Here is a 14,310-nt window from a genome sequence, read left to right as displayed (position 1 = left end):
TGATATGAAACGTACGGCTATCGTGGCGGGGGCAACGGGACTTGTCGGAAACGAACTGGTGCGGCTGCTGCTCCAGAATTCGGGGTATGACCGCGTGATCGCTATCGTCAGGCGTCCACTCGACAGCGCCAGCCCTAGGCTGACGCAGCTTGTTACCGATTGGCAGCGGGATAAGCTGGAATCGGAGCTGAAGGATCTGCTGCGCGGAGCCCATCTGTTCTGCGCCTTGGGCACAACGATCAAGCAGGCCAAGACAAGGGAACAGTTCCGCAAGGTCGATCTGGAGTACCCGCTGATGCTGGGCGAATGGGCCAAAAAGTACGGCGCATCTTGTTATTTGCTCGTTACGGCGATGGGGGCCAGCTCCGGCTCGTCGATTTTTTACAACCGCGTTAAGGGTGAAGTTGAAGAAGCGCTGCGCAAACTGCAATTGCCTTCGCTGCATATTTTCAGACCTTCGTTTCTGCTTGGGGAACGGAACGAGCGGCGTATCGGAGAGATCGCTGCCGGGTATGTGCTGCGCGCGCTGCCGTTTCTGTTTATAGGGCCGCTCCGCCGGTACAAGCCTATACAGGCCGCGGCGGTGGCGCGGGGTATGATCCGTGCTGCCAAACAGGCAAGCCGGGGCGTGACGGTTTACAATTCCGACCGGATTGCCGAATTAAGCCGCAAGTGAGTGAGGCCAGAGGGGCCGCTTGCGTTACCCTCTGGCCCACATCCTTGCCGGCTTGTCCATTCTGCGCAGCGTCCAGAAGACGATAAGCAGTTCCACCGGAGCGGCAGCCGCTATAGCCAGCCCGGCTAATCTGCCGTTCAGCTGCGGCGACATCCAGACGGCCGCGATCAGAATGGCGATCGATAGCGCTACCGAGCTGATTTTGCCGATCATCGCCGCTTTGGTCCTGCCCTTCAGCATCGATATGCCGGTCAGAAAGTCGAGCCATGGAAACAGCAAACTTTGCACCGCAAAAAAACGCAGCAGCATCTTCACATCCTCCATCAGCGCTCCTTTCATGCCGAGAACCGGCCCGAGAATCAGATTGCCTCCGGCATCCGTGGAAACCGCAAGCAGCAGAACAGGGGAAAACAGCGACAATACGCTAACGATAATCAGCACATTGCGCCGTTCCTTCATATAGAAATGAATGACGATCTGGTGTACGGACGAGCAGAACCATGCGACCATGTTGGACAGCTGAATGGCGACCGCATAAGAAGCGACGGATAACGTCGGATTGGCGCTTAAGTTGAGCGATATTTGAATCGAAGGCTGCAGCACTGCCGTCGCTAACGATGAGTACAGCAGCGGCACATAAAAAGGCAGCAGTTCGCGTATATTTTCCACATAATGCAGCTCTTGGCGTTCCGGCAGCTTTTTACGCAGAGAGCGCCCTTCGGTGACCGCTACGGCGCATTCGATCAGCAAGCCCACCATAAAAATCAATGCTCCGATTCGCCCGTCATCCGGAACCCCGTTGCGGACAAAATACCATGACATTGCAAGCATAACCACAACCCGCACCGCCATTCCGATCGTCATCCAGCCGGTTCTCAACCGGTTGATGATCACGCCTTGAAACAAGCTGCGCAGCGAAGTGATTCCGTACATGATCGCAAGCACCTGATAAACTTGCACGGTAGGGGCCAGCAATTCCTCTCTCACCCCAAACAAATAGCGGAAGATCGCCGCTCCGGCGGGGGTGAAGGCGATGATTGCGCTTGCCGCAAGCAGACTGCCGGCAACCCAGCAGGTTAGCCGGGCGACGCTCCGAAACGACACGCGGTCAAGGGCATAACGGCTTGACGTTTGACGCAGCGCATTCATCGGCAGATCAAGCAGAAACGATAAGCTGAGCGCCACCGCATAACTGCTGATTGCCGCTTCCGGATGCTCCGCTCGGGCCAGCACGCCGTTAATGATAATATGCGTCAAACCGGCCAGCATCGAAGAAATTCCCATAGGTACATAAAATAAAATAATCCGGCGCATCGGCGTCCTCCTGGAGTCTCGTACTTGTCATTTGCGGCCAATGGGACCCAAGATGCAGCAGACTAATCTTCATTATGCTTCATGTGTACACAGGCTTCAATAGCTTATTTTTTAGGCGTTTGCAGCAATGTCCTATTGCGTTGCAGCCGGATTGATTTATACTTAAAATAACAAAAACGGTAGCAAAATCCGACATAAGGGGACAAACGCAATGAAAAAAAGGTTCCGCACCGTGATCGGTTTTCTTGCAGCCGCCATGGCGGTGGCAGCCGGTTTATCCGCTTGCGGAGGCAGCGCTAAACCGCATATTGCCACGACGTCCGGAGGGAAGGTGCCGGAGAAACGATCGGCTTTTACATTCCGTTTGGCGGAGACGCATCCTCCCGATTATCCGACAACGCTTGGCGATAAGAAGTTCGCTGAGTTAGTCAGCCAGAAGTCGAACGGCCGCATTAAAATCGATGTGTTTCCCAACTCCCAGCTCGGCGAGGAGAAGCAGGTGCTCGAACAGGTTCAGCTCGGAGCAATTGAATTCTCCCGCGTCAGCTCGGGGCCTCTTGCCGAGTTTAATAAAGCATTCGGCGTATTCAGCCTGCCGTATATATTCGATAATGCGCAGCATGAGTGGAACTTTTTGAGCAGCGCGGACGGCAATAAACTGCTGGAAGGGTTAAGCGCTTCCATGATGCTGGGCTTGGCTTATTATGATTCCGGCGCGCGCCATTTCTACTCGAGCAAGCCCCTGCGCAGCCCGGAAGATTTGAAAGGGCAAAAGATTCGCGTCCAGCAAAATAAAGTCAATATCGCGTTGATTACCGCGCTAGGCGCCAGCGCCACTCCGTTGTCTTACGGCGATGTATTGGGAGCGCTGAAGGCGGGAACGGTGGAAGCGGCGGAGAACAATTGGCCGAGCTACGATACCTCCAAGCATTTTCAAGCCGCGCCGAATCTGATTTTGGACGGGCATCAGCGTGTGCCGGAAGTGCTGCTCATCAGCAAGGTGACATGGGAAAAGCTTTCCCCCGAAGACAAAAAGGTCATCAAACAGGCGGCGGCGGAATCGGTCGATTACCAGCGGGAGCAGTGGACTTCATTTGAGAAGAAGTCGGAGCAGCGGATGAGGTCGGCAGGTGTCGCCGTGACGGAAGTGAAAGATTTGAAGCCGTGGCAGGATGCGGTGAAGCCGATCATTGACAGTTACCGCGAGGATTATAAGGATGTGCTGGATGCAATCGACAAAGCAAGGAATTAAACGGATCCCAATAAACATCATTTATGGGAGCGCTTTAATGTCCGCGGAGCGGGTGGAGGGAACCGGATGAAGGCAGTCAGCAGGCCGATACTTCGCAAGTTGTTCAGATTATTGCTACTTAACGACCAGTCGCTGGCGATTAAGCTGTTTGTTTTTTCCGCTTTATTTATCATGATTCCGATGCTGGTGGTCGGAGCGATATCTTATCAGCGTTCAGCCAATGTAATGGAGAAGGAAGCGCAGCAGTACAGCCTGCAGATCATCGAGCAGGTCAAAGCTCACATCGAGTATTATGTCAACGACTTGGAAATTTTGATGCTTAAAATGGTCAACCACCCGGACATGATCCGGTTTTTGCATATGCAGACACAAGAAGAAGTGCAGCAGAGCGGCATCCGCGCGGAAATTCAGCAGATGCTGCAAAATGCGTCTTACTCCAGATCGGACATCACTGCGATTACCATTACGCTAGACAATATTCAAACCGTAGACACGATTGGGGTCAATGGCATTGAGCCGGTCAGCGAATTGAGCGACGAGTATTGGTACAAGTCGGTGCCGGTGAACGGCGATCCGATTCTGATCAGCCGGTTTGTCAAATACGCGGATCGTCCGGAACCGGTGCTTTCCATTGTCAGGCGGCTGGTCAGCCCATTTACGCTGGAGCCGATCGGCATGCTGATTTTGGACGTGAATTATAAAAGGTTTCAGGAGCTGGCGGAAAAAGTGACGGTCGGCGAGGATGGCAGCATGATCATATTGGACCGGGAGGGCCATTATGTGTATCACCCCGATCTGAACATGCTGGGGGAAATGGCCGATTTCGACCAGCTCGACACGCTGGTGCACCAGCAGAGCGGTTCGCTGCTTACGGACCAGAAAGATTTTGTGTCTTACAGCCATTCCTTCTTCTTGGGTTGGACGCTGCTCACCACGAGACCTTACAGCGATCTGATGGGCGGCATCAGCTACATCGGCAAGACGATCTTCTGGACGACGGCGGTGGCGCTGCTGACGGCGTATGTGCTTGGCGCCGTGTTTGCTTCGGGGCTGATTCGCCGGATCCGCAACCTTCATTCGCTGATGAAGCGGGTGCAGATGGGCGAGTTCAGCAGCCGTCTCGCCGTGGAATCGCAAGATGAGATCGGCATGCTGACGCACGGCTTCAACGAGATGGTCGTCAGACTGAAGGAACTGCTGGACGAGGTGTATTTTTCGCGGTTAAAAGAAACGGAGCTGTCGCTGAATCAGAAGGAAATCGAGCTGAAGATGCTGCAGTCCCAGATCAATCCGCACTTCCTGTACAATTCGCTGGAGACGATTCGCGGCATGGCGCTGGAGCGCGACATGGACCATATCGCGGATATGGCTTTTTCGCTGGCCAAGCTGCTGCGCTTCAATATTAAGGAAACGTCCAAAACCGTGCCGCTGCAAAGTGAAATCAGCGTCTGCGAGCTGTATATGCGGATCCAGAAATACCGATTCGAGGAAAAAGTCGAATACGAAATCGACATACCGGATTGGGCGTTGACCCAGCCGATCGTACGTTTCTCGCTGCAGCCGATCGTGGAAAATTGCGTGATTCACGGCATTGAGCCAAGCGCCGACAAAACCGTCATCCACATTACGGCCAGCCGCGAGGCCGACGACGTCTTTGTGGTGCGCATATCCGATACCGGTCCGGGAATTGAAACGGAGCGGCTTGAAGAAATCCGCAGGGAAATGTCCCGCAAGGAAGCGCGTGCGGCCAGCGAACGTATCGGCGTGCTGAATGTGCACCGGCGCATCCAGTATCTATGCGGCGAGCAATACGGCATCCGGCTGCACAGTATTCCCGGAACCGGCACGACGGTCGATATCCGGCTGCCGCTGCAGCCTGCTTGACGATGTACGGTCGGGCGAAAGCAGCGGATCGTCTGCTTGACGTGACGCCGCTCAACGGCGAAACCGGTGCGGACATATTCCCTCAAGTGTATTAACAGCGAACAAGCGCTTCAAACGGCTGCCTGGTGCAGGGAGCCGCTAGGAGCGCTTGTTTGTTTGCGCGTATGGACGATGGCGCTCGAATAAATATTCACGAAAATCAATCCGTCGGACAGACTCCTAGGTGTGTAAGGGACGATCAAACCTCGCCGTCTAGGGTGCGCAAGGTACAGTCGAGACTGGCCGGTCTATGCTGCTGCAGCCGGCGTCGATAGAACCCCGCCCGAGCTTGATTCAGCCGCCGAATGCATCGCGAAACGCCTTGCTGAGCGCGGACGGTTCCACCTGCCAGAGTTCGGCGATATCGGGACCGACGTGCTCCTCCCACCAATCGGACAGCAGCTTGCGGTTGCTGCTGTTTTCAGAGATCCACTGGACATTAAGCGCGACTTTTTTGAAATACAGCTTCTCCGCTTGCTCCACAAGCTCGGGGGCGATATATTTGTTCAACCGCTTGATGGTGCGATAAAGTTCTTTGTTGCAGGTGCGCCGTATTTTGCGGGCTGTCGGATATTCCGGGGCGTGCTTTTGCTGATGTAACGGATTCATGGGCCATTCTCCTTCCTACCCTAAGGTATGCGGAGAATGCCGTATTGGCCCCTAGCAGTTCGCTGCCGTCATTTGACGAATTGCTCTCCCTAATCAACGACAATGTAGCCGACCATCGGGCCGTTATGGGCGATATCGGGATGAGTCAGACAGATGATCCGGTACACGCCTTCTTTATCGGCTTTAAAGGAGACAATCGTTTCTTTTCCTTTCTTTACTTCACCTTTCACGTTCAGCCCTTCGATGACAAAAGGATGGCTGTCCCCATTGACGCCGTAAATGCTTAAATTGATCTTCTCTCCTTTTTTCACATAAATCGTTCCCGGATCCCAGCGGTAAGCTTCGATGTTCTTGCCGTCCGCCGTTGTGGATTTGAACTCGCCCGTGACGAGCTGAATGGTCCGGGGTTCTCCTGCCGCGCCTGTGGCCGCCTTAATCATGTTCCCGCTTTCGAAGTAAGCGATTGTGCCCGCGGCCAGCACGGCAAGCATAATCGTCAGGTACAGATGTTTTTTCGTAATAATCAGCACTTTATTCATTATCATCCCGCCTTGTACATATTTTGGTACAAGTGTATGCGCGGGCTTGGCCAGCCATGACACGAAAATGGAGAGTCAGGCGGCATTTCGGGTAAACGGCGCGGCAAACTGTCGGAATGCTCCTGAATATGGTAGAATACAGAAGGCTGCGTACAGGCCAACTATGCGATCAAGAATGCGAGGGAGCATCCTATCACATGTTAAAAGAACTTATTCATGCGGCATTAACGTTTATCGAAGGGCTCGGTTATTGGGGGATATTGCTTGGTTTGATGCTGGAGGTCATTCCGAGCGAACTTGTGCTGTCGTACGGGGGTTATTTGGTCTCCCAGGGCAACATTACTTTATTGGGGGCCGTGCTGTTTGGCACCATCGGCTGCATTGCCCAGCAGTTAATCCTTTACTGGATCGGAAGATACGGCGGCCGGCCGGTGATCGAGAAATACGGCAAATTTTTGGGCGTGAAGCCGCATTTTGTCAACATCGCCGAGGGCTGGTTTAACCGGTACGGCGCGGGCATGGTGTTTACCGCACGGTTTATTCCGGTGGTCCGGCAGGCGATCTCCATTCCCGCAGGGTTAGCTCGTATGCCGCTATGGCGGTTCACGTTGTATACGACGCTGGGGACGATTCCTTGGGCGGTGCTGTTTGTTTATCTCGGCAAAACGTTGGGCGCCAACTGGGAACAAGTCGATGAAATCGCACGTCCTTACGTGCAGCCGATTATTTGGGCTTCCGTTGCGCTGACCCTGATTTATTTGATCTACAAGTTGTTCCGCCGGGGCAAAAGCTCGGCCGCTAAAGCAGCCGGCAATGAAGGCGAAAGAAATACCGCTCATCAATTGAAATTCATCGGCAGCGAATACAAGGTGCTGAACAGCCGCCATGTGCAGGCCGGGGGCAGCTCTCAGGAGTTCGATCATATCGTTGTTGGTCCGAACGGCGTGTTTCATATCGATTCGAAAAACTGGTCGGGCGAAATCCGCTTTACCGAGCAGGGGCTGGAGCGCTCTAAGGAAGGCCACAAGGGCGATCCGACGGCTCAACTGTACCGGCACGAATTTGTGCTTAAGGAGCTGCTGCGCGAACATAAGCAACAGGCCGATATCGTCGGCGTCATCTGTTTCACGAACCCGGACAGCCATATTGTCGGCAAAAGCCCGGCGTTTGCTACGGTCAAGCTGGACCGACTGGCACATTTTATCAAAACGTACAAGCCAAAGAAGACGTTGTCTCCGCAGCAGGTTGCGGCGATTGCCAAGCTCATCTTGGAGCACGGCCGCAGCAGCAAATAAAGGGATATAGGCATACCCGGGCTACTTGGAGGAAGGCGTTTTTTCAGGTAAAATAGGAATAGACGCTTAAGTCCGTGTGTTCGGCACGGAATACCTGCACATTGCACTTATTGGCAGGGTTGCGGGAAAAACTTATAGGAGGCGTTACATATGAGCACTAGTTTGGCGGCGAAAATTAAAACCGGCATTACTCCGCAGCAATTCATCGATGGGATGACGAAAAATAAAGAGAAATTCGAAGAATGGTACAACGGCTTCGAATGGGCAAGCGAAAGCGACAAGGAGTTCTTCGAATCGCTGAACAACCGCGATGATTTGCGCTGCCTTATTCTTTGCGCCGATTGGTGCGGTGACGTGGTGCGCAACGTGCCGGTTGTGTTCCGCGCGTTGGAGATTTCCGGTATTCCTACCGAGGTATTGATCAAAGAAGAGCATCCTGACGTAATGGCGCAGTTTTTGACCATGGGCGGCGAAGCGATTCCGATTGTTATTTTCACCGACTTCGGCGGCCATGTGCTTGGTCATTGGGGACCTCGCCCGGCTAACGTGCAAGCGGTCATGACCCAATTCAAACAGGAAAATCCGGACCGCAACGCGGCGGATTACCAAGATAAAATCGCTGTAGCGCGTCAGGAAATGGGCCGCCAATACGGCGATGGGGCAGGTTATCACGCGACTATTACATCCGAGCTGCGCGAACTGCTGTCCTCTTTCTAAGAGCGGAGGCGCCATTACAACATGTTAAAAATCGAAACGTTCTCGCTGGGACCGCTGCAAACAAACGCTTACCTGCTGTCGCGGCCGGAAGAGAATAGAGGCATCATCATCGATCCGGGCATGAAGCCCGGATCGCTTGTCCGCCGGATTGCGGACATGCAGATCGAGGCGATTTTGCTGACACATGCGCATTTCGATCACATCGGCGGCGTGGAAGAGATCCGCAAGCTGAAGGGCTGCTCGGTATATATCCACGACCTGGAGGCCGACTGGCTGACGAATCCGAAGAAGAACGGCTCGGCGCGTTGGCCCGAGTTGGGTGAACCGATCGTGGCTGAACCGGCCGAATATGCGCTGGATGAAGGTCAGGTGCTGGACTTCCTCGGCGTAAAGCTGAAGGTCATGCACACGCCCGGCCACTCGCCGGGCAGTGTCAGCTTCCTGTACGAGAAGCACCTGTTCGGCGGCGACGTCTTGTTTAAGATGTCGGTCGGTCGTACCGACCTTCCGGGCGGCAACATGAACGATCTGCTTGATTCAATCCAGGATAAGCTGTTCGAGCTGGACGACGATGTCACGGTTTATCCGGGCCATGGGGCAAAAACAACCATCGGTTTCGAACGAGAAAACAATCCGTACGTGTAACGGCAAGAACCCTCGGCAAACGCTTAAAACAAGCGTTACCCGGGGGTTCTTTCGTGCTTTTTTTGAATTATTTTACATGACATGCGCCGTCTATTTAAGATCCAGAAGATAGGTGGCGTATTTCATTTGATTGTCTGCAAAAACAGAGGAGGACACCATAATTTGCTTGCCCGAAGGGCTCCAGGCTAAAGATCCGGTTTCCTGAAAATCACCCAACTGGTCCATCTTGCCGGTTTTGGCGTTTACGACATATACGCCGTTCAAGCCGTCTTTCTCTTTGCTGTAAACGGAGAAAGCGATATATGCCCCGTCAGGAGACCAGTCGAAGGCGTAAAACTGCGTCGCAATCCCAAGGATGGCACGCTTCGCCGGATCGGCGGCATCAAGCAGCAGCAGCGTGCGTTCCGTTTGCCCCGTATTTTTTACAACGGCCAGTTGGCTCCCATTCGGAGACGCAGATAAACGCCATACATTGTTTTCCACATGAGCTGTTGTTTTATCATCAAGCCGGTACAACGACAAAGTATCGTTTGTGACGTAATAAAGCCGCTGGCCTAATTTAGCCGCATAGGAAATCGCCGCAGACTCGTCTAACGTGAGCAGAACGTTATCTTGTCCGTCGGTGCCGGCGTCCAGAATGGAGCCGCGGCCGTTTGGCACGATAAAGTGATCGCTGTCAGTCCATGTCCCCAATTCCAGGCCGCCCCGATCGTTAGGGGTAACGATCCGGCTGCCCCCTTTGACCACATCGACGAGAACCCCGCTGTTTCCATCCATTTCAAACGTCCTGCTTTCGTGCAGAAACACATGTTTCCCGTCAGGTGAAACGATAGGGCCGGATTCCACCAGGTTCTGACTCCCCTTAAGCAGCTTATCCTGGCCGGTGGCAATATCCCTGATGTAGATTTGGAACGGCCGTTTCTTGCCGTTCTCGGAATCGATAAGGGCCGTGTCCGGATTTTCTTTGGAGATTAGCAGCTGCCGCTCGTTCAGCCAATCCAGCGCGTACACCCCGTCAAGCCGTTCCATCTTATCCATGGTGACGGACTTGCCGGTTGATGAAGATGACGAGGAAGCAGGGGGATCAATCACCGTAACCGTATGATCGGGTTTTTGGATCGTTGTGCGTTTTCCGTCGTTTTCCGTGCTTTCTTGGCAGCCTGTCAGCCCGGTTATTAGCGCCAACGTGACCAGACTCCATAATCTCAACCAAGTAGTCATGATGCAGGTCTCCTTCGAAGTTGAATTCATATCGATAACATCAGCTTAACTTCCGGAGATTTCGGCAATATATCGAATTGTTTCTAAGTTGTAAACTATTTATCCTCGCTGCTGTTCTTATACAAAGGAAAGGTAACTTCAAATTCGCTGCCCGTCTCGTCGGATCTATTTAAAATAATCCTGCCCCGCTGCTTCTCCACCCATTCATTGACCAGTGCAAGCCCCAGGCCGGTGCCGCCGGTTTCGCGCGAACGGTTTTTATCCACCGTATAAAATGGCTCGAAGATACGCGATCTGGCTTCTTCCGGAATGCCGATACCGGTGTCGGCAATGCGGATAACCGCCCGGTCCTGCGAAGCTGTTAATCCGACATCCACATAACCTCCGGGTTTGTTGTATTTGATCGCATTGTCGAGTAAATTCACGAAAATATGAATAAGGCTTTCACGTTCCGCCCATACCGTCGCCGCAAGCGCGCTCAAGCGCATGGTCAGCCCGAATTTTTCGGCTTTGGCTTGGAGCCGGGCACACAGGTCGCGGAGCAGTTCATCGAGCGCCACCGCTTCAACTTGATATTCGAAAGCGTACGTTTCCAGCTTGGTAAGCTGCAGCGTTTTCTCCACCAGCTCGTAAAGGCGCGAAGCTTCTTTATGAATATTTTCCTGAGCTTGCCAGAGCAGGGCGGGATCATCCCCGTACAGCGCCAGCAGATCGGCGTAAGCGAGGATTGCGGTGAGCGGAGTTTTCAGCTCGTGGCTTACATTGTTAATAAATTGCCTTTGCTGCTGCTCCAGATCTTTCAATTTCCCAACGGCTGCCATCAGCTTGGCTTTCTCCGATTCCAGCGCTTGTATGCTGCTCTCTATTTCTCGGCTCATCCGGTATACGCCTTCGCTGAGCGTTCCTAATTCGTCGCTGCGTTTCAGCGGCGCATGTGTAATATAACGGCCGCTGCCGATCTCGCCCGCGGCATGATTTAGGGCCACGATGGCTTTGGACTGCCGGTGTACATAGAGGAACCCGATTATAAAGCTGACAGTCAGCACCGCCGCGCCGAACAGCATAAATAAACGCTGCGTCTGACGGTAAAAATCGTTAAGCTCGCCGATGGGCTTCTGAAACTCGACAACTCCGGCCATGTTGTGGTTAACCAGGAGCGGCGCGATGTAATATAATGTGTCCTGCATTTCGACATAAGCGATTTTTTGCTGCAGGGCGTACTGACGGGCGTCGCTAAACTCCGGCGAAGTCACCATCGGCATCGAATTGCCGATCTCCGTCCCGGTCTCATCGTACAGCTTGATATGCAGCCCGCTTGCTTGTCCCAGCTTATAAGCAAGCTCCATGCCGCGGTTTTTCATAAATTGCTTCAAGGCGATGGGTTCGCCCGTGAGATAGCTTGTCTTTACCGTCATTTCAGCCCGGCCTGTCAGTTCGGCCATTTCGCGCTCCAATCCGGCACGTTGGTTTTCGCGGATGCCTCGAAGCACAAGCATGCTTAATACGCTGACTGTAAACAGCAGCAGAACCGCAAGCAGCAGTGAAAACTTGATGTTTAAGTTAAAATGAAAGCGCCGTTTCATATGGATTCTCCCCGGCCTGCCTTATAGCCGATGCCGTAAACGGTGTGCAAAAGCTGCTGGTGTTCCGACCCGATTTTTTGCGGATACGCTGCATGTGAATGTCCACCGTTCGCGTGCCTCCGGCATAATTGATGCCCCATACGAGCTCCAGCAGCTCTTCCCTGGTGTATACCCGTTCAGGGTGGGAGACAAGGAGATACAGCAGATCGAATTCTTTCGGAGTTAGTAGAAGCCGCTCGCCATGAACTGCCGCTTGGCGGCTGGACGGCTGAATCGTCAAAGCGCCGAGGACGAGTGAATCGGCTGTCCCCGTGTCCGGGCTTTTCTCTATACGGCGAGCCAATGCGCGCACTCTTGCCACCAGTTCTCGTATATCGAAAGGCTTCGTCATATAATCGTCGGCGCCGAGCTCTAGACCGAGAACTTTGTCAACGATATCGTTTTTGGCTGTGAGCAGCAAAATTCCAAGTCCCTTGCGATGCTCAAGCTTTCGGCATACGTCATAGCCGCTTAAGCCCGGCATCATGACGTCCAGTACGAGAACATGCGGCCTGAAGCGCTCTGCGGCAATAAGTGCCTCTTCTCCGTTCGCTGCGGTTTCGACCTGAAAACCTTCACGACCCAAGGCATAGACGACTGCGCTGGAGATGGACCTCTCGTCGTCGACGACCAGCACTTTTTTATCCATATGAAAAGCACCTCATTTCCGGTTAAAAATCTTTCCTGCGGAATACCAGGAGGCCGATGACTAATGCGGCTGCCGTATAACAGCCTGCATAAATCAGGAAGGTATTGGACGGTATCAGTCCTATGCTGAAGGGTCCGAGACCTTGATTCACATTGACGATATCCTGCATTTCGGATAAAGCGAACATTTCCGCGAGCATGCGGTGCTGGACCGATTCGGACGGCATCACCAAGGACATCAGGCCGGCAATCGTAAGCAGGGGTTTGATCGCTTTTTCTTCCAAGTGCAAGATGGTGCCCACTTTCTCGATCATACCGCCGAGCCAACCGGCGCCGTACAGCATGGTCATGAACACCCCGTTGCCAAGCGCGGAAAACACGCAGGAACCAAGCATGGAAGCCGATACCAGCATCGGTATGGAAAAAGCGAAAAGCAGGAACGATTTGATTAATGATACCGGATCGGAAGGAATGCTGGAATGGATTTTGGTAATGACAAGGATGGCGGCGAACAGCAGCAGCGCATAACCGACACCCAAGCTGACATAGCCGACCCAACGCCCCATATACCAACGCCAGCGCGGCAGCGGCCGGGGCAGCAGCGCCTGCAGCACACCTTGTTCCGCTTCACCGGAGACGACGGAAAAAGAGCTGAATATGGACAAAAAGGCAATAACAAAAGAACCAAAGAAAAAGCCGAGCGTCAGCGTCACACTGCCGGTCTGAAAGCTGTCGATCAAATAAGATGTGCTTGTCATATCCCTTGCCGAGCTTTTCAGACGTTCTCCCAGCGTTTGGGCGACAAACCAGAAAGCAAGCAAAAAAACGACCGTCAGCAGCAGCGTCAACAACATAACCCGCTTGCGCAGCAGCTCTCTCCAGGTCATTCCGATGATCGTCATCATGCGCGTTCCCCCCTGTGGCTGAGTCCGGATACCGCGCTCATAAACCATTCATTCAGCCTTGTTTTCGCTGGTTTGACCTCGTACAACGTCATGCCTTGTTCGATTATAAGGCTGTTCAGCCAGCCGATCTGTTCGTCGTCCTCAAGCTCCGCTTCCAGCCATACCGAATCGCTTCCCGCCGGAACGGAGAGCAACGCGACTGCAATCGGACTGGCTGCCATATCTTGGAGCCACGCCAATAAAAACGGCGTTAACCCGCCGACACGGAGGTGCCAGCGGGTTTTCTCCTGCAATACGTCCGATACGGTTCCGGTCTGCAGAATGTTTCCGTTATTTAACAAGGCTACGCGATCGCACAGCAGCTCGACATCTTCCAGCAGGTGCGAGTTAAGGAAAATCGTAGTGCCTTGTTTGCGCAGCTCGTGCAGCAGGTTGCGCACTTCCATGCGCCCGATCGGATCAAGGGCCGAAGCGGGTTCGTCAAGAAATACCAGCTTCGGATCGTTCACGATCGCGCAAGCGAGTCCCAGCCGCTGCTGCATTCCTTTGGAGTAATGCTTGACCCGGTCGCGGCCGCGGAGGCCGATACCGACTCGATCAAGCAGCTCGGGCACCCTTTTTGCCGCAACCGCCGGGCCGATGCCGCACAGCTTGGCATGAAGTTGTACGACTTCCGCGCCGCTGAGCCACTCCTGGTACCGGTACAGCTCCGGCAAATAGCCGATATGCCGGCGCGCTTCAATGGAACCGATCGGCTCACCCATGATTGTTGCGTGTCCGCCTGTCGGCCGGATGAGTCCGACGAGCATTTTGACAAACGTGCTTTTGCCGGCTCCGTTCGGACCGAGGAAGCCAAAGGCTTCCCCTGTTCCGACGGTAAGCGTGATGCCGCGGCAGCCGCGGCCGTTGCCGTAATCTTTGCTTAACCCGTGTGCTTCGATCAT

The 14,310-nt window shown here is 53.7% G+C and carries 13 protein-coding genes and 2 pseudogenes; 7 read left to right on the top strand and 8 right to left on the bottom strand.

The window, feature by feature from the left end; all coding sequences use genetic code 11:
- Nucleotides 1-4 precede the first annotated feature (4 nt).
- Nucleotides 5-676 carry an NAD-dependent epimerase/dehydratase family protein gene (locus EYB31_RS05465; protein ID WP_131012276.1) on the top strand — a complete coding sequence of 224 codons (672 nt, stop codon included), beginning with the start codon at nucleotides 5-7 and terminating at the stop codon, nucleotides 674-676.
- Between the two features lie 24 nt (nucleotides 677-700).
- Here EYB31_RS05465 and EYB31_RS05460 read toward each other — a convergent pair whose 3' ends face one another.
- Nucleotides 701-1,990, bottom strand: coding sequence for a hypothetical protein (locus tag EYB31_RS05460; protein WP_131012275.1), 1,290 nt, complete (start codon nucleotides 1,988-1,990; stop codon nucleotides 701-703).
- Nucleotides 1,991-2,201: 211 nt separating this feature from the next.
- On the opposite strand from EYB31_RS05460, the gene EYB31_RS05455 reads away from it, so the two are divergent.
- Both EYB31_RS05455 and EYB31_RS05450 read left to right on the top strand, forming a co-directional pair.
- A complete protein-coding gene (locus EYB31_RS05455) occupies nucleotides 2,202-3,242 on the top strand; it encodes a TRAP transporter substrate-binding protein (RefSeq protein WP_131012274.1) in 1,041 nt (346 codons plus the stop codon).
- Between the two features lie 66 nt (nucleotides 3,243-3,308).
- Nucleotides 3,309-5,126 carry a sensor histidine kinase gene (locus tag EYB31_RS05450; protein ID WP_131012273.1) on the top strand — a complete coding sequence of 606 codons (1,818 nt, stop codon included), beginning with the start codon at nucleotides 3,309-3,311 and terminating at the stop codon, nucleotides 5,124-5,126.
- Between the two features lie 333 nt (nucleotides 5,127-5,459).
- Here the strand turns inward: EYB31_RS05450 and EYB31_RS05445 are convergent, their stop codons facing one another.
- Together EYB31_RS05445 and EYB31_RS05440 are read right to left on the bottom strand one after the other, a co-directional pair.
- Nucleotides 5,460-5,774, bottom strand: coding sequence for a dehydrogenase (locus tag EYB31_RS05445; protein WP_131012272.1), 315 nt, complete (start codon nucleotides 5,772-5,774; stop codon nucleotides 5,460-5,462).
- Nucleotides 5,775-5,863: 89 nt separating this feature from the next.
- A complete protein-coding gene (locus tag EYB31_RS05440) occupies nucleotides 5,864-6,214 on the bottom strand; it encodes a cupredoxin domain-containing protein (RefSeq protein WP_420819427.1) in 351 nt (116 codons plus the stop codon).
- 296 nt (nucleotides 6,215-6,510) lie between these two features.
- Here EYB31_RS05440 and uptA point away from each other — a divergent pair.
- From uptA to EYB31_RS05425, 4 genes and pseudogenes are all read left to right on the top strand, one after another.
- Nucleotides 6,511-7,113, top strand: a pseudogene (gene uptA / locus EYB31_RS40855) (undecaprenyl phosphate transporter UptA); the annotation flags it as partial.
- An 18-nt stretch (nucleotides 7,114-7,131) separates the two neighbouring features.
- A pseudogene (locus EYB31_RS40850) lies at nucleotides 7,132-7,608 on the top strand (nuclease-related domain-containing protein); the annotation flags it as partial.
- A gap of 150 nt (nucleotides 7,609-7,758) precedes the next feature.
- Entirely contained in the window at nucleotides 7,759-8,325 is a 567-nt protein-coding gene (locus EYB31_RS05430; RefSeq protein WP_131012269.1) for a thioredoxin family protein, read from the top strand.
- Between the two features lie 21 nt (nucleotides 8,326-8,346).
- Entirely contained in the window at nucleotides 8,347-8,970 is a 624-nt protein-coding gene (locus tag EYB31_RS05425; protein WP_131012268.1) for an MBL fold metallo-hydrolase, read from the top strand.
- 90 nt (nucleotides 8,971-9,060) lie between these two features.
- On the opposite strand, the gene EYB31_RS05420 is transcribed toward EYB31_RS05425, so the two are convergent.
- From EYB31_RS05420 to EYB31_RS05400, 5 genes are all read right to left on the bottom strand, one after another.
- Nucleotides 9,061-10,191: a TolB-like translocation protein gene (locus EYB31_RS05420; protein ID WP_131012267.1), complete on the bottom strand. Its 1,131-nt coding sequence runs from the start codon at nucleotides 10,189-10,191 to the stop codon at nucleotides 9,061-9,063.
- 95 nt (nucleotides 10,192-10,286) lie between these two features.
- Nucleotides 10,287-11,774: a sensor histidine kinase gene (locus tag EYB31_RS05415; protein ID WP_131012266.1), complete on the bottom strand. Its 1,488-nt coding sequence runs from the start codon at nucleotides 11,772-11,774 to the stop codon at nucleotides 10,287-10,289.
- Nucleotides 11,752-12,462 (bottom strand): response regulator transcription factor, encoded by a 711-nt coding sequence (locus EYB31_RS05410; RefSeq protein ID WP_420819424.1) that lies wholly within the window; start codon nucleotides 12,460-12,462, stop codon nucleotides 11,752-11,754. Before EYB31_RS05410 ends, EYB31_RS05415 begins: the two co-directional genes overlap by 23 nt.
- Before the next feature lie 22 nt (nucleotides 12,463-12,484).
- Nucleotides 12,485-13,366, bottom strand: a complete 882-nt coding sequence (locus EYB31_RS05405; RefSeq protein WP_131012265.1) for an ABC transporter permease subunit — start codon at nucleotides 13,364-13,366, stop codon at nucleotides 12,485-12,487.
- Complete coding sequence (locus EYB31_RS05400; protein ID WP_131012491.1) at nucleotides 13,363-14,310, bottom strand: ABC transporter ATP-binding protein; 948 nt, start codon at nucleotides 14,308-14,310, stop codon at nucleotides 13,363-13,365. The genes EYB31_RS05405 and EYB31_RS05400 overlap by 4 nt, the downstream gene beginning before the upstream one ends.

Source organism: Paenibacillus thalictri (assembly GCF_004307995.1).
In the GTDB taxonomy this organism is placed as follows: Bacteria; Bacillota; Bacilli; order Paenibacillales; family NBRC-103111; genus Paenibacillus_AF; species Paenibacillus_AF thalictri.
The sequence above is the reverse complement of the archived record's forward strand: the minus strand, read 5'-3'. Positions and strand labels throughout refer to the sequence as shown.